Origin of the sequence: Delftia tsuruhatensis (assembly GCF_903815225.1) — a bacterium.
GTDB classification, from domain to species: domain Bacteria; phylum Pseudomonadota; class Gammaproteobacteria; order Burkholderiales; family Burkholderiaceae_C; genus Comamonas; species Comamonas tsuruhatensis_A.
The window spans coordinates 614,896-638,659 of record NZ_LR813084.1 but is presented as its reverse complement, the minus strand read 5'-3'; the positions used below and the strand labels follow the sequence as shown (position 1 = coordinate 638,659).

General features: G+C 67.0%; 25 protein-coding genes. 13 read left to right on the top strand and 12 right to left on the bottom strand.

Annotation, left to right across the window (positions count from 1 at the left end; translation table 11 throughout):
- Window positions 1–30: 30 nt before the first annotated feature.
- Genes L1Z78_RS02955 through fliF form a run of 6 tightly spaced genes read right to left on the bottom strand, consistent with a single transcriptional unit; the run spans window position 31 to window position 6,988 of the window.
- Window positions 31–1,497 (bottom strand): flagellar hook-length control protein FliK, encoded by a 1,467-nt coding sequence (locus L1Z78_RS02955; protein WP_234640079.1) that lies wholly within the window; start codon window positions 1,495–1,497, stop codon window positions 31–33.
- Between the two features lie 3 nt (window positions 1,498–1,500).
- Window positions 1,501–1,965 (bottom strand): flagellar export protein FliJ, encoded by a 465-nt coding sequence (gene fliJ, locus L1Z78_RS02950; protein WP_234640078.1) that lies wholly within the window; start codon window positions 1,963–1,965, stop codon window positions 1,501–1,503.
- Between the two features lie 39 nt (window positions 1,966–2,004).
- Window positions 2,005–3,435, bottom strand: a complete 1,431-nt coding sequence (fliI, locus tag L1Z78_RS02945) for a flagellar protein export ATPase FliI (protein WP_234640077.1) — start codon at window positions 3,433–3,435, stop codon at window positions 2,005–2,007.
- Window positions 3,425–4,282, bottom strand: coding sequence for a FliH/SctL family protein (locus tag L1Z78_RS02940; protein ID WP_234640076.1), 858 nt, complete (start codon window positions 4,280–4,282; stop codon window positions 3,425–3,427). Before L1Z78_RS02940 ends, fliI begins: the two co-directional genes overlap by 11 nt.
- On the bottom strand, window positions 4,275–5,270 hold the full coding sequence (fliG, locus tag L1Z78_RS02935) for a flagellar motor switch protein FliG (protein WP_234640075.1): 996 nt from the start codon (window positions 5,268–5,270) through the stop codon (window positions 4,275–4,277). Before fliG ends, L1Z78_RS02940 begins: the two co-directional genes overlap by 8 nt.
- A gap of 26 nt (window positions 5,271–5,296) precedes the next feature.
- A complete protein-coding gene (gene fliF / locus L1Z78_RS02930) occupies window positions 5,297–6,988 on the bottom strand; it encodes a flagellar basal-body MS-ring/collar protein FliF (RefSeq protein WP_234640074.1) in 1,692 nt (563 codons plus the stop codon).
- Between the two features lie 174 nt (window positions 6,989–7,162).
- On the opposite strand from fliF, the gene fliE reads away from it, so the two are divergent.
- On the top strand, window positions 7,163–7,480 hold the full coding sequence (fliE, locus tag L1Z78_RS02925) for a flagellar hook-basal body complex protein FliE (protein ID WP_234640073.1): 318 nt from the start codon (window positions 7,163–7,165) through the stop codon (window positions 7,478–7,480).
- 409 nt (window positions 7,481–7,889) lie between these two features.
- On the opposite strand, the gene L1Z78_RS02920 is transcribed toward fliE, so the two are convergent.
- The 3 genes from L1Z78_RS02920 to flgA form a co-directional block, all read right to left on the bottom strand.
- The gene (locus L1Z78_RS02920) at window positions 7,890–8,261 is read right to left on the bottom strand and encodes a hypothetical protein (RefSeq protein ID WP_234640072.1); all 372 of its coding nucleotides are present in this window, start codon (window positions 8,259–8,261) and stop codon (window positions 7,890–7,892) included.
- Window positions 8,262–8,322: 61 nt separating this feature from the next.
- Window positions 8,323–8,640 (bottom strand): flagellar biosynthesis anti-sigma factor FlgM, encoded by a 318-nt coding sequence (gene flgM / locus L1Z78_RS02915; RefSeq protein WP_234640071.1) that lies wholly within the window; start codon window positions 8,638–8,640, stop codon window positions 8,323–8,325.
- Window positions 8,641–8,720: 80 nt separating this feature from the next.
- Window positions 8,721–9,485, bottom strand: a complete 765-nt coding sequence (gene flgA, locus L1Z78_RS02910) for a flagellar basal body P-ring formation chaperone FlgA (RefSeq protein ID WP_234640070.1) — start codon at window positions 9,483–9,485, stop codon at window positions 8,721–8,723.
- A gap of 235 nt (window positions 9,486–9,720) precedes the next feature.
- Between flgA and flgB the strand changes: the two genes are divergently transcribed.
- From flgB to L1Z78_RS02850, 12 genes are all read left to right on the top strand, one after another.
- Window positions 9,721–10,134, top strand: coding sequence for a flagellar basal body rod protein FlgB (flgB, locus tag L1Z78_RS02905; RefSeq protein ID WP_234642080.1), 414 nt, complete (start codon window positions 9,721–9,723; stop codon window positions 10,132–10,134).
- Between the two features lie 32 nt (window positions 10,135–10,166).
- A complete protein-coding gene (gene flgC, locus L1Z78_RS02900; RefSeq protein WP_016449314.1) occupies window positions 10,167–10,571 on the top strand; it encodes a flagellar basal body rod protein FlgC in 405 nt (134 codons plus the stop codon).
- 33 nt (window positions 10,572–10,604) lie between these two features.
- Window positions 10,605–11,267, top strand: coding sequence for a flagellar hook assembly protein FlgD (locus L1Z78_RS02895; protein WP_234640069.1), 663 nt, complete (start codon window positions 10,605–10,607; stop codon window positions 11,265–11,267).
- Between the two features lie 40 nt (window positions 11,268–11,307).
- On the top strand, window positions 11,308–12,579 hold the full coding sequence (flgE, locus tag L1Z78_RS02890; RefSeq protein ID WP_234640068.1) for a flagellar hook protein FlgE: 1,272 nt from the start codon (window positions 11,308–11,310) through the stop codon (window positions 12,577–12,579).
- A gap of 29 nt (window positions 12,580–12,608) precedes the next feature.
- Window positions 12,609–13,349 (top strand): flagellar basal body rod protein FlgF, encoded by a 741-nt coding sequence (locus L1Z78_RS02885; RefSeq protein ID WP_234640067.1) that lies wholly within the window; start codon window positions 12,609–12,611, stop codon window positions 13,347–13,349.
- Between the two features lie 21 nt (window positions 13,350–13,370).
- Window positions 13,371–14,153 (top strand): flagellar basal-body rod protein FlgG, encoded by a 783-nt coding sequence (flgG, locus tag L1Z78_RS02880; RefSeq protein WP_234640066.1) that lies wholly within the window; start codon window positions 13,371–13,373, stop codon window positions 14,151–14,153.
- A gap of 194 nt (window positions 14,154–14,347) precedes the next feature.
- Window positions 14,348–15,055, top strand: coding sequence for a flagellar basal body L-ring protein FlgH (locus L1Z78_RS02875; RefSeq protein ID WP_234640065.1), 708 nt, complete (start codon window positions 14,348–14,350; stop codon window positions 15,053–15,055).
- A gap of 20 nt (window positions 15,056–15,075) precedes the next feature.
- Window positions 15,076–16,224, top strand: coding sequence for a flagellar basal body P-ring protein FlgI (locus tag L1Z78_RS02870; protein WP_234640064.1), 1,149 nt, complete (start codon window positions 15,076–15,078; stop codon window positions 16,222–16,224).
- Window positions 16,221–17,174, top strand: coding sequence for a flagellar assembly peptidoglycan hydrolase FlgJ (flgJ, locus tag L1Z78_RS02865; RefSeq protein ID WP_234640063.1), 954 nt, complete (start codon window positions 16,221–16,223; stop codon window positions 17,172–17,174). The genes L1Z78_RS02870 and flgJ overlap by 4 nt, the downstream gene beginning before the upstream one ends.
- A gap of 14 nt (window positions 17,175–17,188) precedes the next feature.
- Entirely contained in the window at window positions 17,189–19,153 is a 1,965-nt protein-coding gene (flgK, locus tag L1Z78_RS02860) for a flagellar hook-associated protein FlgK (RefSeq protein ID WP_234640062.1), read from the top strand.
- A 23-nt stretch (window positions 19,154–19,176) separates the two neighbouring features.
- Entirely contained in the window at window positions 19,177–20,391 is a 1,215-nt protein-coding gene (gene flgL, locus L1Z78_RS02855) for a flagellar hook-associated protein FlgL (RefSeq protein WP_234640061.1), read from the top strand.
- A 21-nt stretch (window positions 20,392–20,412) separates the two neighbouring features.
- Window positions 20,413–21,705, top strand: a complete 1,293-nt coding sequence (locus L1Z78_RS02850) for an HDOD domain-containing protein (RefSeq protein ID WP_234640060.1) — start codon at window positions 20,413–20,415, stop codon at window positions 21,703–21,705.
- Between the two features lie 149 nt (window positions 21,706–21,854).
- Here the strand turns inward: L1Z78_RS02850 and L1Z78_RS02845 are convergent, their stop codons facing one another.
- The 3 genes from L1Z78_RS02845 to fliD form a co-directional block, all read right to left on the bottom strand.
- Window positions 21,855–22,154: a flagellar protein FliT gene (locus L1Z78_RS02845; RefSeq protein WP_234640059.1), complete on the bottom strand. Its 300-nt coding sequence runs from the start codon at window positions 22,152–22,154 to the stop codon at window positions 21,855–21,857.
- A gap of 2 nt (window positions 22,155–22,156) precedes the next feature.
- A complete protein-coding gene (gene fliS / locus L1Z78_RS02840) occupies window positions 22,157–22,570 on the bottom strand; it encodes a flagellar export chaperone FliS (RefSeq protein WP_234640058.1) in 414 nt (137 codons plus the stop codon).
- Between the two features lie 120 nt (window positions 22,571–22,690).
- Window positions 22,691–23,704: a flagellar filament capping protein FliD gene (fliD, locus tag L1Z78_RS02835; RefSeq protein WP_234642079.1), complete on the bottom strand. Its 1,014-nt coding sequence runs from the start codon at window positions 23,702–23,704 to the stop codon at window positions 22,691–22,693.
- Between the last annotated feature and the right edge of the window lie 60 nt (window positions 23,705–23,764).

Sequence of the window (23,764 nt, the reverse complement as noted above, 5' to 3'; positions counted from 1 at the left end):
GAGGTGGCACCTGCGCCGCCTTGCCGGATATCAGACGAAGAGATCGACCCCGCCCGCTGCCGCGCGACCCTGGCCGGTCTGCGCCGTGCGGCTGCTGCCCGTGGCACCAGCCGCATCGACCATGGCGCTCACCCGCCCCTGGCGCGGCTGTCCTCCCGCACCCTGGCGTGTCGGATCCCCGCTGCCGGGCTGGCCACCGGCATCGACGCTGACGCCGGCCAGCTGCAGGCCCTGGGCCTGCAGCAACTCGCGCAGCTGGTCGGCACCGCTGCCCAGCCAGTCGCGGGCCTGGGCCTCGCTGGCCCCGAAGCGCACATGGGCCTCGTTGCCCTGCAGGCTGACCTGCACCTGGATGGCCTTGCCCTCATGCTCCACGGACAGCGAGGCATTCTGGCTCTTGCTGTTGACCCAGAAAGCCACCTGCTCGGAGACCTGCTGCTCGCGCTCGGCGGAAGATCCGGGCTGTGCCTCGGGTTGTGCAAAGGCTGCGCTGCTCTGTCCACCGGCCTGCTGGCCCGCAGACTGGCCCGCCTGGGCTGCGCCCACGGCTGCCGCGACACCGTGCAGACCATTCGCCGCGGACTCCGCAGAGCCGCTGCCACCCTCGCGGGCCCGGTCGAACAGGCCGCGCCACTCCTCGGGACGGACCGCCGTCATTCCATGCAGCGCAATCCCCGAAGCCAGGGCCGCCTCCTGGCGCACGCCTGCAGTCTGGGCCTGCGGATCCGGTGGCATGTGACCGTGTCCCGCCTGGCCCGGGGAGGCCGAGCGCGTCGACGCTGCCGTTTGCGCCGCATCGGATTGCACCGCAGCCAGCACATCGGCGGCCTGTGCCAGCCCCGCCTGGCGGGCAGCTGCATCGGACACTACGGCGCTGCCGTCCGCACCGGCCGCCACCCCCGTGCCGGAAGCGGCAGACGCGGCAAGCGCCGTGCCCGTGGCATCGGCGGCACCGGCCACGGGCTGGGGTGCCATGAATGCTGCATGCGCTCCGGCACCCTGTTCCTGCCGCAAGGCAGCCATGGCGGCATTGCCACGGCCCGAAAGCCAGTCGCCCGCCACGCCCTGCAGCAGTTCGCGGTCGCCCTTGCCATCCAGGTGGGCCGTCTGCCCGACCAGGCTGAGCCAGGGCGCCTGGCCGTTGGCGGCCAGCAGCATGGCGCCATCCTGCGCAGCAGCCAGGGCATCGGGCGCAGGCTGCTGCTGCAGGCCCTGCGCCAGCTCCGTGCCAGCGCCCAGGTCCTGCACGGCATCCTTGAGCAGGTCCTTGCCAGCGCCCTTGAGGGAGGACAGCGCGGTATCGCCGTCCGACCCCAGGACGCCTGCCACCACCGCGGGAAGGCCGCCAATGCCGTCGAGGGCCGCCAGGACCGAGGAGAATCCCGCAGCCTGATCATTGGTGGACGGTTGCGTGCCGCGTGCGCCACGGATGCCCTCTGCCGCGCGCTGCAAGGCGCTGCGCGCGTCGGTGCGCTGCTCGATCTGGTGGGTGGACATGCGTCAAGCCTCCTGGAATGTCAGCCCGAAGCTGCGACGGAAAAACTGGATGGCCGCGCGCTCGTCGGTCTCTTTCTGTTCGCGGCGCATCTGCGCCAGCGCCACGTCGCGGCGGCGTACCTCGACCACCTTGCGCAGGCTGCTGACACGCAGTTCACAGGCCATCAAGGCCTTTTGCGCGGCCTCCAGGCGGATCGCCAGGTCCGCCAGCACGCGCGTCTGCAGGCCGATGGCATGCTGGAGGCGATCCATGAACTGGTACTGGTGGAACATGACCTCGGGCTGCACGGACTGGTTCTCGTGCACGCCCCAGCGCGCCTGCATTTCCTTCACATAGGTCTGCAGCTGGTCCATCTGGGCCTGCGCCGCCTGCTGCGCCCGCTGGCGCTCCTGCACCGCCTGGCGCGCCTCATCGCGCTTGCGCGACGCGGCATCGATGGCCACCATCAAGGCATTCAAGGACGACATACCGGGCTTTCCTCCCTGTGTTCGTTATCGCGTGACCGTTCACTGACCGCCGAGCGCGGCCGCCATGCCCGAGATGCTCTCGTCCATGGATGCCGACTCGAACATGCTTTGCTGCAGGAAGGCCGTCATGGCCGGCTGCAGGCGGATGGCCTCGTCCATCTGCGGGTCGGAGCCCGCCACGTAGGCACCGACCTGCACCAGGTCCCGCCCTTTCTGGTAGCGCGAGTAGATGGCGCGAAAGCGCCGCGCCAGCTCGAAGTGCTCGCGCGTGACCACGTTGTGCATGACGCGCGAGGCCGACTGTTCGATATCGATGGCCGGGTAATGGCCCGACTCCGCCAGCGCGCGGGACAGCACGACGTGGCCGTCCAGGATGGCGCGCGCCGCATCGGCGATCGGATCCTGTTGATCGTCCCCCTCGGACAGCACGGTGTAGAAGGCCGTGATCGAGCCGACGCCGTTGAGCCCGTTGCCGCTGCGCTCGACCAGGGCCGGCAGCTTGGCGAAGCACGATGGCGGGTAGCCCTTGGTGGCCGGTGGCTCGCCGATGGCCAGGGCGATCTCGCGCTGGGCCATGGCATAGCGCGTCAGCGAATCCATGAGCAGCAGCACATGCTGGCCCTTGTCGCGGAAGTGCTCGGCGATGGCCGTGGCGTAGGCGGCACCCTGCATGCGCAGCAGCGGCGGCGCATCGGCGGGGGCGGCAACGACCACGGCCCGGCTGCGGTCCTGGGCGCCGAGGATGTCCTCGACGAACTCCTTGACCTCGCGGCCGCGTTCGCCGATCAGGCCGACCACGATCACATCGGCCTGGGTGTAGCGCGCCATCATGCCCAGCAGCACCGACTTGCCCACGCCCGAGCCTGCGAACAGCCCCAGCCGCTGGCCACGACCCACGGTCAGCAGGGCGTTGAGCGATCGCACACCGGTGTCCAGCGTTTCGCGCACGGGGTCGCGGTCCATGGCATTGATGGGATTGCGGTCCAGCAGGTCGGCCGTCACGTCCGCCAGCGGGCCGCCATGGTCCAGGGGCAGGCCCTGCGAGTCCACGACACGGCCCAGCAGGCCATCGCCCATGGGCAGGCGCAGCACGCCGGCGGCCAGGGACACGGGCTCCTCCACCCCTGCACCGAAGCGCAGCGGCGGAACGAAGGGCTCGGCCGGTGTCACGGTGGCACCGCTGGACAGCCCTTGCATGTCGCCTGCGGGCATCAGAAAGGCACGTTCGCCGGCGAAACCGACGACCTCGGCCAGCACGGGCTCCAGCCCCGGCTGGCGTATCCAGCACTGCGAGCCCACGGGCACCTGCAGGCCCGTGGCCTCAAGGACCAGGCCGGTCAGGCGCGTCAGCGTGCCATGGCTTTCCAGCGCGATGTCCGCGCGCAGGCGAGCGCGGGCATTGGACAGCAGTTGCGTCCACGGCCGCTCAGCGGCTGCGGACGGCTCCACGACAGGGGTTTCAGCCTGCATCGCGGCCTCCGTCGTACCAGGTGGAGACCAGGCCCAGCGCCGCCACGGCGCGACGCCAGCGCCTGTCCAGCCCCCCGTCGACCTGGGCGCCGCCCGCGTCCACACGCACATCGCCCTGGGCGACGGAGGCGTCGCTGACCCATTGCACCTGGGTCCGGGCGCCATGCTCGGCGCGCAGCGCCTCGTCGAGCGCAGAGAAGTCGGCAGGATTGAGGCGCACGGTGGCGGCCCGGGCATCGGCCGCCAGCATGTCCAGTGCCTCGCGCACCACGGGCAGCAGGGCCTGGGGCTGGCTGCGCAGCTCCTGCCTCACCACCTGGCGCGCGATGTCGCAGGCCAGCTCCAGCAGTTCCTGTGCCGTATCCGATTGCAGCTGCCGAAAGCCGGCATCCAGGCCGGACAGCAGGGTCTCGATGCGCTGCGCGGCTTCGCGGCCCGCGCCGGACACGTAGTCGTCCATGTGCTGCTGCCACTGCTGCTGCGCCTCCTGGCGGCCTTGCTCCAGGCCCTGGGCATGGCCTTCGGCACGTGCCTGCTCCAGAAGCTCATGCAGACGGTCCTCGTCCAGTTCAGGCGTTGTGGCGCCGGACGCGGCAGCTGGGTCGGCATCGACATCCAGCACCAGGGAATCCGCCTCCAGCCGGGGCGCGTCGAAGCGGCCGGGCAACGACAGGCTGTGGAACCCCGACGAGGATGCCGGCTTGCCGGGCGTACCCGGCGCGCCCGACGGGCCCGGCAGGCCTTGCAGTGCGCCGAGGTTGTCCACGGCGCCGAAGCGCCACTGCACCACCTGGCGCTCGTCGATCTCTTCCGAAGGGATGAAGCGCGAGCCCATGCCACTAGACATAGCTGTCCTCCGCGCCACCACCGATGGTGATCTGGCCTTCCTCGGCCAGGCGGCGCACCACCTTCAGGATTTCCTTTTGCTGCGCTTCCACCTCGGACAGGCGCATGGGGCCGCGGCCTTCCAGGTCCTCGCGCAGCGACTCGGCCGCGCGCATGGACATGTTGGCCAGGATCTTGTCGCGCACTTCCATCGAACCGCCCTTGAGCGCGATGATCAGCGTCTCGGACACTACCTCGCGCAGCACCAGCTGCACCGAACGGTCGTCCAGCTTGACCAGGTCGTCGAACACGAACATCTTGTCCATGATCTTCTGGGCCAGGTCCGGGTCGTAGTTGCGGATGGTGTCCAGCACGGCCACGTCGGCATTGCCGCCCAGGTTGTTGATCATCTCGGCCGCCGTCTTGACGCCGCCCAGCGAGGTCTTGCGGATCTTGTCGCCGCCGGCCAGCACCTGGAACAGCACCTCGTTGAGGTCCTTGAGCGCGGTCGGCTGTATGCCTTCCAGCGTGGCCACGCGCAGCATGACCTCGCTGCGAAATCGCTCGGGCAGCTGCATCAGCACGGCGGCAGCCTGCTCGTGCTCCAGGTGCACGAGGATGGCGGCCACGATCTGCGGATGTTCGCCGCGCAGCAGCTCGGCCACCGACAGCGGGTCCATCCACTTGAGGCTTTCGATGCCCGAGACATCGCCACCCTGCAGGATGCGATCGATCAGCAGCGCCGCCTTGTCATCGCCCAGCGCGCGCTTGAGCACGGAGCGCACATAGCCGCTGGCATCGTCCACCAGCAGGCTTTGCGCGGCCGCATCATCGGCGAAGCGGTTGATGACGAAGTCCACCTTCTCGCGCGAGACGCCGCGCATGTGCGCAATGGTCTCGCCGAGCTTTTGCACTTCCTTGGGTGTGAGGTGCTTGAACACCTCGGCCGCTTCCTCCTCGCCCAGGGAGACCAGCAAGATGGCGGCGTCGTTCAGGCCTCGTTCATCCATATCTCAGCAATCCGTTTGTGCGAGGCTCAGGTGGCCTCGCCGTTGATCCAGGTCTTGACGATGTTGGCCACCGCGATCGGGTTCTGCTTGGCCAGCTGGCGCGCCTGCTCCAGGCGCACCTGCTCCTGTGTGGGAGACAGGTCGATGGCCGGCGCGGCCAGCGCGGGACGGTCCAGCGCCTCGCCTTCGATGGCGTTGAGCTGACCGCCCACGGCGTTCTTGCGGCCCTTGAGCATGGGGCGCACCAGGCCCAGCAGCAAGATGGCACCAAACAGGGCGAGGCCGATGGGCACGCCCAGGCTGCGGGCCATGTCCAGCACCTCGGGCTGGCGCCACAGCGGCAGCTCGGCGGGTGCCTCGTCCTGCACGAAGGGCGTGCTGACCAGGTTCACCGAATCGCCGCGCTCGGCGCTGTAGCCCACGGTTTCACGCACCAGGGTCAGCAACTGCGCCTGCTGCTGCGCCGTCAGCCCCTTCACGGCAGCCTCGGCGGCGCCCGCGGCGGCCCCCGCGGCGTTCGGCGCGGCAGCGGCCACCAGCGGCGCATTGATGACCACGGCCGCCGTCAGGCGCTTGATGCTGCCCGTGCTGCCACGGGTGTGGCGCACGGTCTTGTCCACCTCGTAATTGGTGATGGATTCGCGCTTGCTCGCCGCACGCGCTGCGTTCTGGCCGTCGGCTGCCTGGGGCGCGGGGTTGGCACCGTTGATGGCGGCGGTGGCGTTCTGCGGCGGCTGGTTGCTGGTGGCGCCCGGAATGCCCGTGGGCTGGGGCGGCTTCTGCTCGCCCGTGCTTTCCACCACCTGCTGGCTGCGCACCACGCCGGCGTCCGCGGACTGGTTCGGGCGATGTTGCTCCGAGGTCGATTCGGTCTGGCTGAAGTCCATCTCGGCCGAGACCTGGGCCTTCACATTGTTCTTGCCGACCACGGGCTCCAGGATGTCCAGGATGCGGCGCACGTACTGCTGCTCGATCTGCTGGGTGTAGTTCAGCTGCTGCATGTCCACGGCATTGGCATTGCCATCGGGCGACTGCGACAGCAGCTTGCCCGAGTCATCGAGGATGCTCACGGCCGAGGGCGCCATCTCGGGCACGCTGGAGGCCACCAGGTGCACGATGCCGGCGATCTGCGTGCGGTCCAGCACGCGCCCCGGGTACAGACTCAGCAGCACGGATGCCGAGGGCTTTTGCTGCTCGCGGAAGAATCCGTTCTGGTTGGGCAGGGCCAGGTGCACGCGCGCGCTTTGCACGGCGGCCAGTGCCTGGATGGAGCGCGTGAGCTCGCCTTCGAGGCCACGCTGGAAATTGAGCCGCTCCTGGAACTGGGTGATGCCGAACTTGCTGTTCTCCATCAGCTCATAGCCCGTCACCGAGCCCTTTGGCAGGCCCTGGGTGGCCAGCTTCAGGCGCACGTCATGCACGCGATCGGAGGGAATGAGGATGGCACCGCCGCCTTCCGTATAGCGGTAGGGCACGTTCATCTGCGACAGCTGGGCAACGATGGCGCCGCCGTCCTTGTCGCTCAGGTTGGAGAACAGCACCTTGTAGTCCGGCTGGCGGTAGAACATGGCCGCTGCCCCGACGGCAACGACCAGCAGAACGGCGATCGCGCCCCAACGCAGGCGCTGGCCACGGTCCATGGCCGACCAGCGCCGCTGCAAGGCAGGCTGGGGCACGGGAGTGGCGTTCGGGACAGGGATTTCAGCGACAGCAGACATCTTGGTTCCATGTGTTCGAGCCCTGGACAGAGCTCTGGCGTGCTGCCGATTATTCGGAGTCCACCACCACACATTCGCCCGATAAGCGCGCCGTTTGGCCTTCTATTTGCCGCGATGCGCGCAGCCCGCCGCCCTACGATTCACCCCATCTCGCAAACTCCGATGGAATGTGTCATGGACCTTCGCATCCCCAGCACCACCTCTCCCCTGTATGGCACCCAGCTCCCCAAAGGCGTGGGCGCCGGTGACGCTTCGACCAAAGTGGCGGCTGGCGGTTTCAGCCAGGCCCTGCAAGGCGCGCTGCAGTCCGTCAGCGCCGCACAGCACCACTCCAGCCAGCTGCAACGCGAAGTGCAGCTTGAAAACCCGGCCGTCAGCCTCGAAGAGACGATGATCGCCATGCAAAAGGCGCAGATCGGCTTCCAGGCCACGATGCAGGTGCGCAACCGCCTCGTGCAGGCCTATACCGACGTAATGAACATGCAGGTCTGAGGGCATCCGGCCCCTGGCCGACCCTCCTTGCCCCTCCTGCCGCGCCCCTGGATCCGCACCCGCCCCATCCTGGCGACAGCCGCTGCGCGCACCTTCCGTGCTCCGGCACGCCCCTTCGCACATGCGCCTGGCACACACCCCGCCACGCACCGCAAGCGCCACTCGGCCTTGCCTCTCGAAACACCGCGCCCGGAACCTGCATCCGGTCGGCACGGCATGCGTCGCATCACCCTCCAGCATCCACCGAAGCCCGGCGCATGCACAGGGTCGGACTCACGTCACCCCCTCAAACCACCCCATCGCCAGCACCTGCGCGATGAGACGATGAGATCCTGACAGCTCCCCAAAGAAAAACCCTCGGGCACGGCTGCCGGAGGGTTGTTCGGAAAAAGGAAGGAAGAGAAGTACGTCAGCTGGCCGAGTGATAGATCCGCGCCTTGCCCGGGCCGGAATGCGGCTGTCCGTAAAGTTTGCGCCCATAGGTGGCCTCCTCGCCGGCCTGCGGCACCAGCGCCGCCGCCTGGCTCTGGGCCACCACCGCCATCCGCGCCAGCTGATCGCGCTGCATGGCCATCTGCCCGCCCAGCTCCTGGGCGCGCTGGCGCAATTGCGGCGTCCAGTCGGCAGGGCCGAAGCGGCGCGCCAGCTCGGAAAACGCCGCCATGGCATCGCGCAGCCGGGTGCTCGACTGCTCCAGCCCGAGCGCATCCCGTGACTGCAGCGAGGCGGACACCATCCGGACCACCGCGTCCAGGGAATCGAGCATTTCGCTGAGGGTCATGGAACAGGCCTTGCAGAAAAGGGAATGCGCGTATGCGCCTGAAAAAGAACAGCGCCCGCGCTCAGACGCGCGAGTGCGAGAGGAATTCCTCTGTATTGGCCAGCAGCTTGTCGGCCACGGCATCGGCGTTCACCCGGAACGTGCCATTGGCAATGGCCTCGCGGATCTCGCGGACGCGGTTGGCGTCGAAGTCAGCGCTGGCACGGCCGGATTGGTCCAGTGCGCGGGCCGAGGTCGAGAACGACACGGGCACGCCCGCAGCCTTGGCCGGCTGGGCCTGGGCGGAGGACTCCTCGGTGGCGACGGCACTGGCTGTCTTGGGCTGCTTGGCGACGGCCTGTGCAGCGGTGGGCAGTTCCGGTTTTTGACCTATTTTCATCTTGATTCTCCAATCGCCCGGGCGGCGTAGGGCGCTGTGGCCTAGCTTTCGACCGTCCGCGACAAAACTTGAGGGCTTTTTTACTGGACCAGCACCACGCCCTCGGGATTCACCACCCCGGAGATGAGCCGCCCATTATCCATGCGAACCCGCACCGTCTGGCCTTCGCCAGCCGCGGACATGGCCTTGCCCGACGACGTGACGGTGAAACCACCGCCCGTGACCATCACACGCACATCGGCGCCGACCGCGAACAGGGCCGGCGTGCGCAGCATGTTCTGGCGCAGTGCCTGGCCCGCGACCAGCGGGCGGGCAGCCACCAGGCCCACCCAGTCCTGCTGGTTGGCATAGACGGCGGCGGAATCCTCGGCCCAGTCCACCTCGGCCTGGATGGCGTCATCGGCCGTCAGCGGACGGCCCGAAGGCACGCCGTTTTGCAGCACCCAGGCTGGCCCCCAGGCCTTGACCGTGACGGGTAGAAAGACATTCCAGGCCACGGCGCCCTGCAGACAGCGCAGGCCCAGGCGGGTACGACCCCACAGGCGAGAGCCTGCGGGCAGATAGGGTTCGACCTTGGCACAGGCGGCCAGGCGCAGGCGGGAGTCGAGCTGACCCATCTGCACCTCCATGCGCAATGGCAGGGCGCCTGCGCCAGCCATGCCTTGCTGCAGCGCCTCGTCGGCGAAGCGCTGGCCGATCTGGGCCAGTTGCGCCGCGCCGTCGGGAGCGTTCTGGGCCAACGCCGGCACCGCCAGCGATGCCCCGGCTGCGAGCGCGGCGCACGCGGCGGCTCGGCACAGGGCGCGGGCAGCGCAAGGCGGACGGACAGTGCGGAAGATCGACATGGCTGGGGCTCCTGACTTGTTCCGGCATCCCGTCAGGACAGGGAGGGACATCTGGAACGATGCCAGCAAATATAGGGCGACCGCACTTTTCCGAAGCGCCGAACTGCGCAGCCAAACGCGCTTTCTTCGCGCTTTAGCGATGGCGCCCGATTTCCATAATCGACGCATGCCGCAGTCCGTGGGCTGCCGCCATTTCGTCAACCGATCACCGCAAATCCCAGAGGGCGAGGCCGACATGCTCGACAAGATGACCGAACGACTGGACTTCCAGAGCAAGGCGCTGGTGCTGCGCGCGGAGCGCCAGCGCGCCATCGCCAGCAACATCGCCAACGCCGACACGCCCGGCTATGTGGCGCGCGACTTCAACTTCCGCGAGGCACTGACGTCCGCCACCGCCGGCCCCTCGCCCATGACGCTGGCCAGCGCCAGCCATGGCGGCCACATCCCGCTGCCCGCCGCCGCCTCGGGCCAGAGCGCGCAGAGCCATCTGGGCTATTCGGTGCAGTCCCAGCCCAACCTCGACAACAACACGGTGGATCTGGACCGCGAGCGCGCCAATTTCGTCGACAACGCCGTGCGCTACGAAGCCACGCTGCGCTTTCTGAACGGCCAGGCCAAGACCATGCTGTCGGCCATCCAGGGCCAGTAAGCGGCGGCGCCGCAGACCACAGGAGCTTTCCCATGTCCATGTTTTCCATCTTCAGCATCTCCGGCAGCGCCGTCAGCGCCCAGTCCCAGCGCCTGAACGTCGTGGCCTCCAACCTGGCCAACGTCGATGCCGTGGCCGGCCCCGACGGCAAGGCCTACCAGGCGCGCCAGGTGGTCTTCCAGACCGTGCCCATGGGCGAGGAAGGCTCCTCGGGCGTGCGCGTCAGCGCCATCAGCCAGGACAACACGCCGGGCCGGCGCATCCACGATCCCCAGCATCCGCTGGCCGATGCCGAGGGCTATGTGACGCACTCCAACGTCAGCGCCGTGGACGAGATGGTCAACATGATCTCGGCCTCGCGTTCCTACCAGAACAACGTCGAGGTCATGAACACGACCAAGTCGCTGCTGCTCAAAACCCTGCAGATGGGCCAGTAAGCCCGTCCGCACCACTTTCCAGGAGCCACTCCCATGATCTATGGCGCAGGCAGCGTCGCCAGCACGGCCGACATCAACAACAAGAACACCACCAGCAACTCGAACACCGACCCTGCGGCGGCGCAGGACCGCTTCCTGAAGCTGCTGGTCGCGCAGCTGAACAACCAGGATCCCATGAACCCCATGGACAACGCGCAGATGACCTCGCAGATGGCGCAGATCAACACCGTCACCGGCATCCAGCAGTTGAACAAGACCATGGAAAGCATGGCCGGCCAGTTCACGGCCATGCAGGTGCTGCAGGGCACGCAGATGATCGGCCGCACCGTGCTGACCGAGGGCAACACGCTGGGCGTGGGCAAGGAAAAATCCTATACCGCGGCCTTCGACCTCGAGGGTCCGGCCGCCGACGTCAAGGTGCAGATCACCACGGCCAGCGGCGAGCTGGTGGACACCATCGAGCTGGGCAGCGGCACCGCGGGACGCAACTACTTCACCTGGGACGGCAGCAAGTACACGGGCGACGCCAGCCAGTTGCGCTACACGGTTCAGGCCACCAATGCCGACCAGGCCGTGGCGTCGACCACGCTGTCGCCGCACGCCGTGCTTGCCACGGGCACCACCGACGGCAAGCTGACGCTGGAGCTGGACGACGGCACCAACGTCGCCTACGCCTCCGTCAAGGCCGTGTACTGAACACCGCCCCCACCACCCCAAACCATCGCAGGAGCACACCATGGGATTCCAACAAGGCCTCTCGGGTCTGAACGCCGCCAGCAAGAACCTGGACGTGATCGGCCACAACATCGCCAACGCCAACACCACGGGTTTCAAGTCCTCGCGCGCCGAGTTCGCCGAGGCCGTGGCCAGCGCCGTGGGTTCGGCCAGCGGCCAGACCAGCGGCATCGGCGTCAATGTGGCCGCCGTGACCCAGCAGTTCCGCCAGGGCCCGATCACGACCACAGGCAACAATCTGGACGTGGCCATCAACGGCAACGGCTTCTTCGTGGTGCGCCAGCCCGATGGCAGCACGGCCTACACGCGTGCCGGCAGCTTTGGCCTGGACAAGCAGGGCAACCTCAAGACCGTGCAGGGCGACAACGTGATGGGCTACCCCGTGGACCCCGCCACGGGCAAGGTGCTGGCCGGCGGCCAGCCCGTGCCCATGGTCTTCCCGTCGGGCCAGCCGATTCCCGCCAAGACCACGACCAAGATCGACGTATCGCTGAACCTGGACGCGCGTGCCACGCCCGCGGCGGGCAACCCCACGGCCACGCCGCCCGTGCCCGCCACGCCGCGCGCCACCTATGGCACCTCCATCAACGTCTATGACAGCCAGGGCGTGCCCACGGCCGTGCAGATGTATTTCGAGAAGGACACAGCCGCCAATACCTGGAAGGTCTATGACGGCCTCGACGACCCCACGGCCACACCGCCCAAGGTCGCGACCCTGCTGACCACCCTGGTCTTCGACGCCTCCGGCAAGATCACCAGCGGCAGCCCCGTGACAGCGCAGATCAAGAGCAGTAACCCCAACGCGCCCACGCCCGGCACCATCAACGGCACGGCCGGCGTGAAGCTGGACTTCTCGAACGTCTCCCAGTTCGGCTCCAAGTTCGCGGTCAGCAGCCTCAAGCAGGACGGCTACACCTCGGGCGCCCTCACCGGCGTCAAGGTCGGCAATGACGGCTCCGTCGTCGCCACCTACTCCAACGGCGTGACGCGCACCGAGGGCCAGCTGGCCCTGGCCGCCTTCACCAACACCCAGGGCCTGGGCGCCGTGGGCGACAACAAGTGGGTGGAGACCTCCGATTCGGGCCCGGCCCTGACCGGCACGGCTGAGTCTGGCACCTTCGGCTCGCTGCGCTCGGGCGCGCTGGAAGATTCCAACGTGGACCTGACCGCCGAGCTGGTGAACATGATGACCGCGCAGCGTGCCTACCAAGCCAATGCCCAGACCATCAAGACCCAGGACCAGGTGTTCTCGACCCTGGTGAACCTGCGCTGATAGCACCCCACTGAGTCAGGAGAGCCGGCATGGACCGCATCATCTATACCTCCATGACGGGCGCCAACGCAGCGGCGCAGCGTCAGTCCGTGCTGGCCCACAACCTGGCCAATGCCGGCACCAACGGCTTTCGGGCCGAAATGTCCACCTTCCGCTCCGTGCCCATGCAGGGCAGCGGCGCGGGCACGCGGGTGTTCGCGCTGGAGGCCACCTCCGGCTACGTGGAGACACCGGGCCCCACGCAGCGCACGGGCCGCGCGCTGGACGCCATGGCCATGGGTCGCGCCTGGTTCGCGGTCCAGGGCCTGGACGGCCAGGAGGCCTACACGCGCAATGGCGTGTTCGAAATCTCCCCCGAAGGCCAGCTGGTCAACAGCAACAACCAGCCCGTGCTGTCCGACGGCGGCGCCCCGATCGACATCCCGCCCGAAGCCACGATCTCGCTGGGCTCGGACGGTACGCTGACCGCCAAGACAGGCAACCAGCTGCCCGTGGCCGTGGGCCGCGTCAAGCTGGCCACGCCACCCGAGGACGCCGCCCTGGTGCGCGGCAACGACGGCCTGTTCCGCACGGGCGACGGCGACCCGCTGCCCAATGACGAGAACGCCCGCCTGCTGTCGGGCGCCATCGAAGGCTCGAATGTGAACTCGGTGGAGACCATGGTCGGCATGATCGCCGCGGCCCGCCAGTTCGAGACGCAGATGCGCCTGCTGCAGACGGCAGAAACCAATGACAAAAGCGCCAGCCAACTGCTGAGCATGAACGGCTGAAAGCACTGAAAAGGAAACGCCATGATCAATTCGCTGTTCATCTCCAAGACCGGCATGGAAGCCCAGCAGACCCAGCTGGACGTGATCTCCCACAACCTGGCCAACGTCTCGACCACGGGCTACAAGCGCGCCAGCGCGGTGTTCGAGGACCTGATCTACCAGAACCTGCGCCAGTCGGGCGCACAGACCACGGAACAGAACCAGTTGCCTACGGGTCTTCACCTGGGCCTGGGCGTGCGCACCGTGGCCACTTCGCGCAACTTCCTGCAGGGCCCCCTGCAGCAATCGAACAATGCGCTGGACGTGGCCATCGACGGCAATGGATTCTTCCAGGTCAACATGCCCGACGGCACCACGGCCTATACCCGCGACGGCTCCTTCCAGGTCGATGCCCAGGGCCAGCTCGTGACTTCCAGCGGCATGCCCATCGCCAACGGCATCACCATCCCCCAGGGCGCGACCAAGGTGTCGATCAGCCCGGAGGGCGTGGTCAGCGTGACCATGCCCGGCCAGGCAGCACCCCAGCAGGTCGGCAATATCGCCATGAGCCAGTTCATCAACCCGGCCGGTCTGGAGCCGCGTGGCCAGAATCTGTTCACGGAAACCGCCTCCTCGGGCCAGCCCCAGCAAGGGCAGCCAGGCGTCAACGGACTGGGCATGATCAAGCAGGGCTACCTGGAAGGCTCGAACGTGAACGTGGTGCAGGAGCTGGTGACCATGATCCAGACCCAGCGCGCCTACGAAATGAATTCCAAGGCCATCCAGACCTCGGACCAGATGCTGGCCAAGCTGGCGCAGTTGTAATCGGATCTCCCCCTGAGCGGCTTCGCCGCTTCCCCCTCTCTCGCTTCGCGGGAGGGGGACGACGCCCTCGCTGCGGGGCGGCCCTTGCTCGGCGCCCCTGACCTGGGCCGCGCCGGTCTCCGGGGTCGCGTCGCATGTCTATGGCTCGCCAGGACCATGCGGAGCATGGATAACGAAACACCGGGAACATCTCCATGACCCAACGCTCTTTCTCCTTGTCCGCGACAAGCGCCTGCGTGGCGCTGGCGGCCGCGCTGTCCGGCTGCACGACGCTCAATGACCCACCGCCCGTGGACATGCCATCCACGGCGCCGCTGCTGCTGCCGCCGGCGGCGCCCGTGGCGGCCAGCCCCACGGGCAGCCTGTTCAACGCGGCCAGCTACCGGCCCGGCTTCGAGAACCGGCGCGCGCGCATGGTAGGCGACATGGTGACGGTGCAGATCGTCGAGCGGGTGACGGCCAGCCAGAAATCGGACTCCGGCGTCAAGCGCTCCAACAAGACCACGGCGGGCATCTCGGCCCTGCCGCTGTTCTCGGGCAACGCGCTGGCCAATCTCAAGGACCGCTCCAACATCGGCTTCAACAACAACAACGACTACACGGGATCGGGCTCGACGTCCAGCGACAACACCTTCACGGGCGCCATCAGCACCACCGTGGTGGACGTGCTGCCCAACGGCCATCTGGTGGTGGCGGGGGAAAAGCAGATCGGCGTGAACCACAACGTCGATGTGCTTCGCTTCACGGGCACGGTGGACCCGCGCACGCTGCAGCCCGGCAGCATGGTCGCCTCGACCCAGGTGGCCAATGTGCGCGTGGAATCGCGCAGTCGCGGCCAGGCCGGCGAAGCCCAGTCAATTGGCTGGTTGTCCCGGTTCTTTTTGAACGTTATGCCGTTCTGATTCTCCCGAGAATGGACAGCATGAAAGTACTGTCCATGCTCCTGACATTGCGCCAAGCGCAGCGCCCCCTGTGGGTCGCAGCCGTCCTTGGTGCCAGCATGCTGACCCTGCCGGCGCATGCAACACGCATCAAGGAGGTCGCTGCCATCCAGGGCGTGCGCAGCAACCAGTTGACCGGCTACGGTCTGGTCGTCGGCCTCGATGGCACGGGCGACCAGACCACCCAGATGCCCTATACCAAGCAGGCCCTGGCCAACTACCTGGAACAGATGGGCATCTCGCTGCCCGCCACGGGCAATGCGGGACAGCTGCAACTCAAGAACGTGGCCGCGGTGATCGTGACCGCCGAGCTGCCGGCCTTCGCCCAGCCCGGCCAGGCCATCGATGTGGTCGTCTCCTCCATGGGCAATGCCAAGTCGCTCAAGGGCGGTACCCTGGTGGCCACGCCGCTGCGCGGTGCCGACGGAGAGATCTATGCGCTGGCCCAGGGCAACCTGGTGGTCGGCGGCGCCGGCGCCTCGGCCGGAGGCTCCAAGGTGCAGATCAATCACCTGAGCGCGGGCCGCGTGCCCCAGGGCGCCCAGGTCGAGCGCGCCGTTCCGACGCCGATCAATGAAGGTGACAGCATCACGCTGGGCCTGAACGCCACCGATTTCCAGACCGCCGACAAGGTGGTGCGCGCCATCAACCAGCGCCTGGGCCAGGGCGTGGCACAGGCCCTGGACGGACGCACCGTGCGCGTGTCCGCCCCCCAGGACCCGGGATCGCGCGTGCGCATGATCGCCGAGATCCAGGAGATGCCGATCGAGACCTCCAAGCCTTCGGCCAAGGTCGTGATCAACGCCCGCACGGGCTCCATCGTGCTCAACCAGGCCGTGACCCTGGGCCCCTGCGCCATCGCGCACGGCAACCTGGCCATCACCATCAGCTCCACGCCGGTGATCAGCCAGCCCGGCGCCTTCTCGCAGGGCCAGACCGTGGTGGCCCAGAAGTCGGACATCCAGATCAAGCAGGAGCCCGGCAACATCATCAACATGCCCGGCTCCCCGCAGCTCACCGACGTGGTGCGCGCGCTCAACACGCTGGGTGCCACACCCCAGGACCTGCTGGCCATTCTCCAGGCCATCAAGGCTGCGGGTGCCCTCAATGCCGAACTGGAGGTGATATGAGCATCGCCCTTCCCAATGGGTCGCAGGCGGCGTCCAGCAATGCGCTGGCGGCCGATGCCCGCGCCCTCAACGCACTCAAGTACGCCGCCGGCGAGAACAGCCCGCAGGCCGCGAGGGAAACCGCCAGACAGCTCGAATCGCTGTTCATGCGCGAGATGATCAAGAGCATGCGCGAGGCGACCATGAAGTCCGGCCTGCTGGATAGCGCCCAGGGCAACCTCAGCACGGACCTGCTGGACCAGCAGCTGTCGGTGGCCATGTCGGGCCAGCCCGGCGGGCTGTCGGACGCCATCACGCGCCAGCTGGCGCGCAGCATGGGAACGGAGGCCGCCGAGGATGCGGAGATCGCCGTGCCTTCCACGCTGAGCATGAGCCGCATCGCCTGGCGCAGCACGGCCGGCGCCAGCACAGGCGCCTGGAGCGGCAGCCGCGCCAGCGCGGCCCAGTCGATCGATGCCTACGCGCCAGCCCCCAAGGGGCGCGACAACTTCGTGGCCCATCACGGCAACGCCGCGGCCCGCGTGGCCCAGGAAAGCGGTATCCCGGCCTCCTTCATGCTGGGACAGGCCGGCCACGAGACCGGCTGGGGCAAGAGCGAGATCAAGAACGCCGATGGCAGCAATGCCCACAACCTGTTCGGCATCAAGGCGGGCAAGGGCTGGACGGGCAAGGTCGCCGAAGTCACGACCACGGAATACATAGACGGCGTGGCGCGCAAGGTCACGGCCAGGTTCCGCGCCTATGGCTCCTACGAGGAGTCGTTCCGCGATTACGCACGCCTGATCACCAGCAACCCGCGCTACGAAAAAGCCCTGGGCCAGACCGGATCGGCCCTGGCCTATGCGACCGAGCTGCAAAAAGCCGGCTACGCCACCGACCCCGAGTACGCCAGCAAGCTCAGCCGTGCCATCCAGAGCGCCGTGCAGAGCGCGGCACGTGCCCAAGCCTAACCAGAGAACACGTCATGAGCCTTTTGAACGTCGGGTCCCGTGCCCTGATGGCGAACCAGATCGCCCTGCAGACCACGGGCCACAACATCGCCAACGTCAACACTGCCGGCTATTCGCGCCAGAGCGTGGCCTTCCAGACCTCGCCGGGCCAGAACATGGGCAGCGGCTACATCGGCAATGGCGTGGACGTGAACACCATCCTGCGCAATTTCAATGACCTGCTCAACCGCCAGGCGGCCGCTGCCAGCGCGGTCAGTGCCAGCGATGCGGCGCGTGCGCAGTCCCTGGCGCAGATGCAGGAGGTCTTCGGCGGCGGCAAGACCGGCCTGGGAGCGGCCATCACCGACATGATGAACGCCTTCGGCGATGTGGCGGGCGCGCCCACCGATCCGTCGGCACGCCAGGTGGTGCTCACGCGCATGAACGAGCTGGCCGCGCGCTTTCGCTCGGCCTCTGCCCAGCTCGACGAGATGGACTACAGCACCAAGCAGCAGATGGGCAACGACGTGACCGTGGTCAACAGCCTGGCAGCGCAGGTGGCGGCGCTCAACTCCCAGATCAGCCAATCCATCGCTTCCGGCCATACGCCCAACGACCTGCTGGACCAGCGCGACCAGCTGGTGCGCGACATCAACAAGTACGTGCAGACCACCCAGATCGATGCGGACGACGGCTCCATCAGCCTGTTCGTGGGCGGCAGCCAGCCGCTGGTGCTGGGCCCCAACTCCGCCCAGCTCGTGCTCAAGGAGGCCACCGAATTTCCGGGCAGCGGCAAGATGGCGCTCTATTTCCAGCAACCCGGCGGCCAGGGCGTGGAGCTGACGCCCGGCATGCTGGGTGGTGGCGAGATCGCCGGCCTGCTCCAGTTCCAGGGCAGCGACCTGACCGAAGGCCGCAACCTGCTCGGGCGCATGGTCCTGGCCATCGGCGACGCGCTGAACCAGCAAAACAAGCTGGGCCTGACACTGTCGGGCCAAGGCGGCAGCAACCTGTTCAAGCTGTCCATGGTCAGCAATGGCTCGACCACGGGCGCGCAATGGACAGGTGCCAACACGCCAACGACCACGGTGGTCGACTCCAGCCAGCTCAAGGCCTCCGACTATCAGGTCGTCTTCGGCAGCACGGCGCCCGCGGGCAAGGTCATCCGCCTGTCCGACGGCAAGGTCACGGACTTCACCGACATGGCCGACCTCAACTCCAAGGTGATCGACGGCCTGAAATTCGACATCAAGGCCCAGGGCACCGCCGGCCAATCCATCCTGTTCCGCCCCATGGCGGCCGGTGCGCACGACATCCAGGCCTCGGTGCACTCGGCCAATGATCTGGCCGTGGCCAACCCTGTCGCAGCGAGCATCAAGTCGCTGGGCGATGCCACCCTGCAGATGGGGGGAATCCAGGTCAGCGCCGGGTTTGACCTGTCGACCTTCGCCGGCGCCGAGCTGTCGTTCAGCAAGAACGCCGCCGGCGAGCTGCAGTACACCATCACCCCCGCGCCCGCAGGCGGCGTCGCCGCCAGCGGCCCTTACCACTCCGGCCAGTCGATCCAGCTGGCCCCGGGCCTGCAGGTCAAGATCACCGGCACGCCCGCCATCAATGGAACCAACAGCGACAAGGTGACGCTGGGCAAGGCCACCGACCCGCAGTACGGCACCGCCTACCAGCGCGACGCCGGCAACGCAAGCTCCTTCCTGGCACTGCGCGACGCCAAGATCTTCGATGGCTCGACCACGCTGAGCGATGGCTTTTCCACCGCCATGGCCCAGGTCGGCACCCGTACCCAGAGCGCACAGTACGCGGCCAAGCTGTCCGCGACCATCGCCAAGAACCTGGAAGCCGACCGCACGGCGGTCTCTGGCGTGAACCTGGACGAGGAGGCAGCCAAGCTGCTGCAATTCCAGCAGTCCTACCAGGCATCGGCCAAGATGCTGCAGGTCGCGCAAAGCATTTTCGACAGCGTCCTGCAGACCGTCGGCCGCTGATCACCGGACAGGAGCATTCCACCATGAGCATTTCCCGCATCGGCACGGCCAACATGTACGACAGCACCATCAGCAACCTGAACTCGCGTCAGACGAGTCTGGTGGACCTGATGGAAAAGACCACTTCCGGCAAGCGCGTGGTGCGCGCCAGCGACGACCCCGTGGCCGCGGCCCAGGCCGAGCGCGCGCGCACGCGCATCTCCCGCTCGGAGAACGACCAGCGCGTGCTGGGCCTGCAGCGCGACGTGATCGCCCAGGGCGAATCCAAGCTGGGCACGGCCCACGACGCGCTCAAGGACTTCCGCGACCTGGTCCTGCAGGCCGGCAACGGCTCCTACGACCAGAAGGCGCGCGACGCGCTGGTACAGCAACTGGAAAGCCTGCGCAACCAGGTGCTGGGCTATGCCAATGCCAAGGATTCGAACGGCCTGCCGATCTTCCGGGGCCTGGGCAGCCAGGACAATCCGGTGCTCAGCACCACCCCAGGTGCGGTTTCGCAGCTGCAGCCGGGCCAGAGCACCGGCGACGACAACGGCCTGCCTTCCTCGCTGGACGGGTTCTCCACCTGGATGAACATCCCCACGGGCAACGGCGTGTTCAGCGTGTCGCGCCAGTCGCCCACGGGTAGCTCGGCCTATGCCGATCTCGGCACGGTGACGAATCCCAGCCAGCTGACCAACAACACCTATACGATCAAGTTCGCCAAGAATGCGACGACAGGCGACATGGAGTACACCATCGACTCCAGCGCCAGCGGGGCATCCAACCCGGTGGTGCCCGCCACGGCCTTCAAGCCCGGCGACAGCATCTCCATCGACGGCATGTCCGTCAAGATCTCGGGCACTCCGGGCGTAGGCGACAACTTCACGCTGGCACCCAGCCAACGCACCGACCTGTTCAGCGTCCTGGACGGCGTGATCTCGGCCGTCAAGGACGGTGCCACCGACCCCGGCGCCATGCAACAGATGCTCTCGCGCGGCCTCAACGAGCTGGACTCCGGCATGAGCCGCGTCCAGGCCATGCGCAGCTTCGCCGGCGACCAGCTCAACCGCGCGGACCGTCTCGAGGACGACATGAAGGACCAGGCGACGCTGCAGGAGGGAGCGCGCTCGCGCGCTGAAGACATCGATATGATCAAGGCCCTCTCCGAAGTGGACACGCAGAAGGTGGGCATGCAGGCTGCCTTGCAGTCCTATGCGTCGATCCAGAAGCTGTCGCTGTTCAACTTCATCAACTGATAACTACCCGCGCATGCATCCATGGTCCAGTCCGTCCTGAGCTCTCTGACCCTCGGCTATAGGCCGCTCTGGAACCAGGCCCGGCGTCTGGCCGGCATACAGCTTTACCTGCACGAGGAACCCGGCGCCCGGGCCGACGTCGCCCATCTGCTGCGCATCCTGCGCGAGACCTGGGGCACGCAGTCGCCACCGGTACTGCTGTCGCCCCAGTCGCGCCAGGTGCTGTGCGATCTGCTGGAGAACGCCTCCAAGGGCAGCCCATGGATCGAGGTGCGCGGAGACTGGCTGCAGGACTCGGCCATCTACGACCTGGTGCGCCAGGCCCATGCGCGCGGCCTGATGCTGGTCTGGCGCGGCCCGCTGTCCGATGTCCCCGATGCCGAGTCGGCCCACTGGTTCGCCAGCAGCCTGCTGTACCTGCCGCCCGAAGGCGCCTCGGGCCTTTCCAACCAGACGGCGCTGTCCCTGCAACAGGCCGCGCAGGCGGCCGAGGCACCCGGCAAGCTGCAGGCCCTCAAGCAGGCGGCCAGACCCACCCCGCCTGCACCCCTGTTGCAGTTGCTGGGCGGCCAGATGTACGAAGGCCTTGAAAGCCTGGCGCTGGCCGACCTGTGCCTGGACCGCTTCCATGCGGGCGCCATCGCCGGCTGGCCCGTGACCGACACGCTGTACGCCCAGCGCCATCAGCCCGCGCTGCCCGGCCGCGATACCGTGATGGCGCTGATGCGCGCCGTCGATGCCGAGCATTCGCTGGACGCCTTCGAGCAGATCCTGGGGGAGGATCCCGTCCTGGCCTACCGCTTCATGCTCTACACCAACTCCGCGGCCCTGGGACTGCGCGGCAATGTGGACTCGCTGCGTCGCGGCCTGGTCATGCTGGGCTATGGCACGCTGCAGCGCTGGCTTTCCGACCAGTTGCCCTCCGCCTGCACCGAGCCCAGCCTGGTGCCGGTGCGCACGGCCATGCGGCTGCGCGCAGGCCTGACGGAACGCCTGATCGAGGCCGGCATCAGCCATGACCTGCAGCGCGAGGTCTACCTGCTGGGCCTGTTCTCTCAGCTGGACCAGTTGCTGGGCGAACCCCTTTCCACGGTGCTGCGCCGCGTCCCGCTGTCCGAGCGCATCTTCGATGCCGCCGTGACGCGCACCGGCCCCTACGCGCCGGCATTGCTCATGGCCATCGCCCTGGAATCCGACGACCCCGCACCCATCCGCCAGTTGCGCGAAGACCATGCCTTCGAGATCGAGGACGTCAACCGCATCCTGCTGCGCATGCTCAGCGAGCTGCAGGTGCAGCCTCAGCGCTCGGCCTGACGCAAGCACGGCAGCCCGGTGCACGGCCTGCGGCCGACCGGGCGCAAACCCTTGCACCAATGAAAAAACCCGCCTGCATGACAGGCGGGTTTTTTCATTGGGCGGGCGGCGAGCTGCGGGGTGCAGCGCCTTGCCCGCTCGGGCCTGACTCAATGCATGGCATGGGGCTGGCCGTCGAACATGTGCTCGAACTGCGCCAGCCAGGGCTCGGCCAGCGTGCGGATCTGGGCATCGTTGCGCAGGATGCGCTGCATGATGCGAGCCTTCTCCTTGCGCTGCTCGGGCGCCAGCGGCTCGTCCTGGGCCTTGAGCCGCAGCTGCTCGATCAGCACGGCGCAAGTCCCCTCGTAGCGCGTCACCCCCTCCCAATCCTTGTTCTGTGCGGCCTGCAGCATCTTGGCGCTGCTGTCTTCTATGGCACGGTAAAAGTCAATCAATGTCAACTCCATTTCTATGTCCCGGCAACGGCTGGTGTGTCGGCGATGTCGCTCCAGCCTTGCGCGATCGGAGCCAGCACGTCCTGGACCGATTGCAGCAACTGCACATCGTTGCGCAGGTTGGCGAATGTCAGTTGTGTGATGCTGTAGTCATAGACCGTGATCAGGTTCTGGGCCAGCTCCCCACCCTGCTCCACATCCACGGCAGCTTTGAGGCCTTCTTCCAGGATGCGCACCGCCTTGCCGATCTGGATACCTTTTTCCTCAATGCTGCCGCGCTGCATGGCGCCCTTGGCGGCATTCAGCGACGCATCCAGTGCATTGAACAGCAGCTGAATCAGCATATGGGGGGAAGCTCCATTCACAACCGACTGAACACCTACCTGGTTGTAAGCGCTAGCCCCACGGCGGTTGAACATCGAATTCATTCCAGTGTTCCTTGGTGTCTTGTTGCCATGATTTTCGGCATTCCGGCGAGAAACTGAAGCCTCGCCCTGCATGCCGGACAAGCCTGGTGGTCAGTCCGTCCCAACCAAGAAGCACACGGCTTATCTGTTCCACTGGCTCACTTGCTGCGACAGGTACGAGCTGAGCACCGAGCTCGATCCCATCTTCTTGTCCAGCGCCGCATACTGTGCACGCATGCGCTGCTCGAAGGCTTCAGCGCGCTCATTGACGCGATCCTGGGCCTTGGTGTTGTCCTTCTTGAGCTGCTGCAGGCCCTTGGTCTTGGCATCGAAGACCCCGGTATCGAATTCCAGCACCTTGTCGGCATACTCCTTCATCCGGACGGCCAGCCCCTTGGTCTCGGGCTTGTCGGCCTCGCCTTCCGATGCAAAGACCTGTGCCAGCTTGCTCGGGTCCTTCAGAGCCGCTTCCAGATTGGACTTGTCCTTGGCCAGCGTACCGAACGACAGCTTGCCGCCCTTGCCCAGCTGGATACCCAGATCCGACAGGTTGATGCCGCCGATCTGGGAGGCAAGCACCTCGCGCAGGCCGTTGGTCAGACCGACCATGGTGGAGTCACCCTGCATGACGCCGGCGGTCTTGCTCTCGGCATCGTACTTGGTGGCCGCCACGAGTTTGTCGCTGATGGCGTTGTAGGCATCCATGAAGGCCTGGATGTTCTTCTTCATGCCCTCGGTATCGGAAACCACAGTCAGCAGCGTGGGTTCGCCGGTCTTGGTGGCCTGATTGACCGTGAAGCTCAAACCGGGGATGGTGTCCTTGAACTCATTCGTCGCCGATTCCACCTTGATGCCGTTGACCGTGGCCTTGGCGTTCTGGGCCAGTTGAACCACGCCGCCGTTGCTGGTGTTGCCGTTGTCCGCCTGCCCCGCATAGGCCAGGGAAGACAGATTGGCATCTGCGCCCGTCACCTCGACGGTGAATTCGGCCGCCGCACCAGAGTTCTTCGAGCGCATGAGCAAGCGCTCGCCGTTCGCATCTTTGATGACGGAGGCCACCACGCCGCTGTCACCCTGCTTGGCGTTGATGGCCGCTACCACCTTGTCCATGGTCATCGATTCGCTGATCTGGACCTCGGTGGTCTTTCCATCCATGGTGAACTTCAATGCCCCAGGACCGAAGCTGGATGCGGCGGCAAAGCTTTTTGATGCCAG

Excerpts from the sequence above, each read along its gene's own strand:
- L1Z78_RS02955 (WP_234640079.1), bottom strand. The coding sequence starts at position 1,497 with ATGTCCACCCACCAGATCGAGCAGCGCACCGACGCGCGCAGCGCCTTG.
- fliJ (WP_234640078.1), bottom strand. The coding sequence starts at position 1,965 with ATGTCGTCCTTGAATGCCTTGATGGTGGCCATCGATGCCGCGTCGCGC.
- fliI (WP_234640077.1), bottom strand. The coding sequence starts at position 3,435 with ATGCAGGCTGAAACCCCTGTCGTGGAGCCGTCCGCAGCCGCTGAGCGG.
- L1Z78_RS02940 (WP_234640076.1), bottom strand. The coding sequence starts at position 4,282 with ATGTCTAGTGGCATGGGCTCGCGCTTCATCCCTTCGGAAGAGATCGAC.
- fliG (WP_234640075.1), bottom strand. The coding sequence starts at position 5,270 with ATGGATGAACGAGGCCTGAACGACGCCGCCATCTTGCTGGTCTCCCTG.
- fliF (WP_234640074.1), bottom strand. The coding sequence starts at position 6,988 with ATGTCTGCTGTCGCTGAAATCCCTGTCCCGAACGCCACTCCCGTGCCC.
- fliE (WP_234640073.1), top strand. The coding sequence starts at position 7,163 with ATGGACCTTCGCATCCCCAGCACCACCTCTCCCCTGTATGGCACCCAG.
- L1Z78_RS02920 (WP_234640072.1), bottom strand. The coding sequence starts at position 8,261 with ATGACCCTCAGCGAAATGCTCGATTCCCTGGACGCGGTGGTCCGGATG.
- flgM (WP_234640071.1), bottom strand. The coding sequence starts at position 8,640 with ATGAAAATAGGTCAAAAACCGGAACTGCCCACCGCTGCACAGGCCGTC.
- flgA (WP_234640070.1), bottom strand. The coding sequence starts at position 9,485 with ATGTCGATCTTCCGCACTGTCCGTCCGCCTTGCGCTGCCCGCGCCCTG.
- flgB (WP_234642080.1), top strand. The coding sequence starts at position 9,721 with ATGCTCGACAAGATGACCGAACGACTGGACTTCCAGAGCAAGGCGCTG.
- flgC (WP_016449314.1), top strand. The coding sequence starts at position 10,167 with ATGTCCATGTTTTCCATCTTCAGCATCTCCGGCAGCGCCGTCAGCGCC.
- L1Z78_RS02895 (WP_234640069.1), top strand. The coding sequence starts at position 10,605 with ATGATCTATGGCGCAGGCAGCGTCGCCAGCACGGCCGACATCAACAAC.
- flgE (WP_234640068.1), top strand. The coding sequence starts at position 11,308 with ATGGGATTCCAACAAGGCCTCTCGGGTCTGAACGCCGCCAGCAAGAAC.
- L1Z78_RS02885 (WP_234640067.1), top strand. The coding sequence starts at position 12,609 with ATGGACCGCATCATCTATACCTCCATGACGGGCGCCAACGCAGCGGCG.
- flgG (WP_234640066.1), top strand. The coding sequence starts at position 13,371 with ATGATCAATTCGCTGTTCATCTCCAAGACCGGCATGGAAGCCCAGCAG.
- L1Z78_RS02875 (WP_234640065.1), top strand. The coding sequence starts at position 14,348 with ATGACCCAACGCTCTTTCTCCTTGTCCGCGACAAGCGCCTGCGTGGCG.
- L1Z78_RS02870 (WP_234640064.1), top strand. The coding sequence starts at position 15,076 with ATGAAAGTACTGTCCATGCTCCTGACATTGCGCCAAGCGCAGCGCCCC.
- flgJ (WP_234640063.1), top strand. The coding sequence starts at position 16,221 with ATGAGCATCGCCCTTCCCAATGGGTCGCAGGCGGCGTCCAGCAATGCG.
- flgK (WP_234640062.1), top strand. The coding sequence starts at position 17,189 with ATGAGCCTTTTGAACGTCGGGTCCCGTGCCCTGATGGCGAACCAGATC.
- flgL (WP_234640061.1), top strand. The coding sequence starts at position 19,177 with ATGAGCATTTCCCGCATCGGCACGGCCAACATGTACGACAGCACCATC.
- L1Z78_RS02850 (WP_234640060.1), top strand. The coding sequence starts at position 20,413 with ATGGTCCAGTCCGTCCTGAGCTCTCTGACCCTCGGCTATAGGCCGCTC.
- L1Z78_RS02845 (WP_234640059.1), bottom strand. The coding sequence starts at position 22,154 with ATGGAGTTGACATTGATTGACTTTTACCGTGCCATAGAAGACAGCAGC.
- fliS (WP_234640058.1), bottom strand. The coding sequence starts at position 22,570 with ATGAATTCGATGTTCAACCGCCGTGGGGCTAGCGCTTACAACCAGGTA.
- fliD (WP_234642079.1), bottom strand. The coding sequence starts at position 23,704 with ATGGATGGAAAGACCACCGAGGTCCAGATCAGCGAATCGATGACCATG.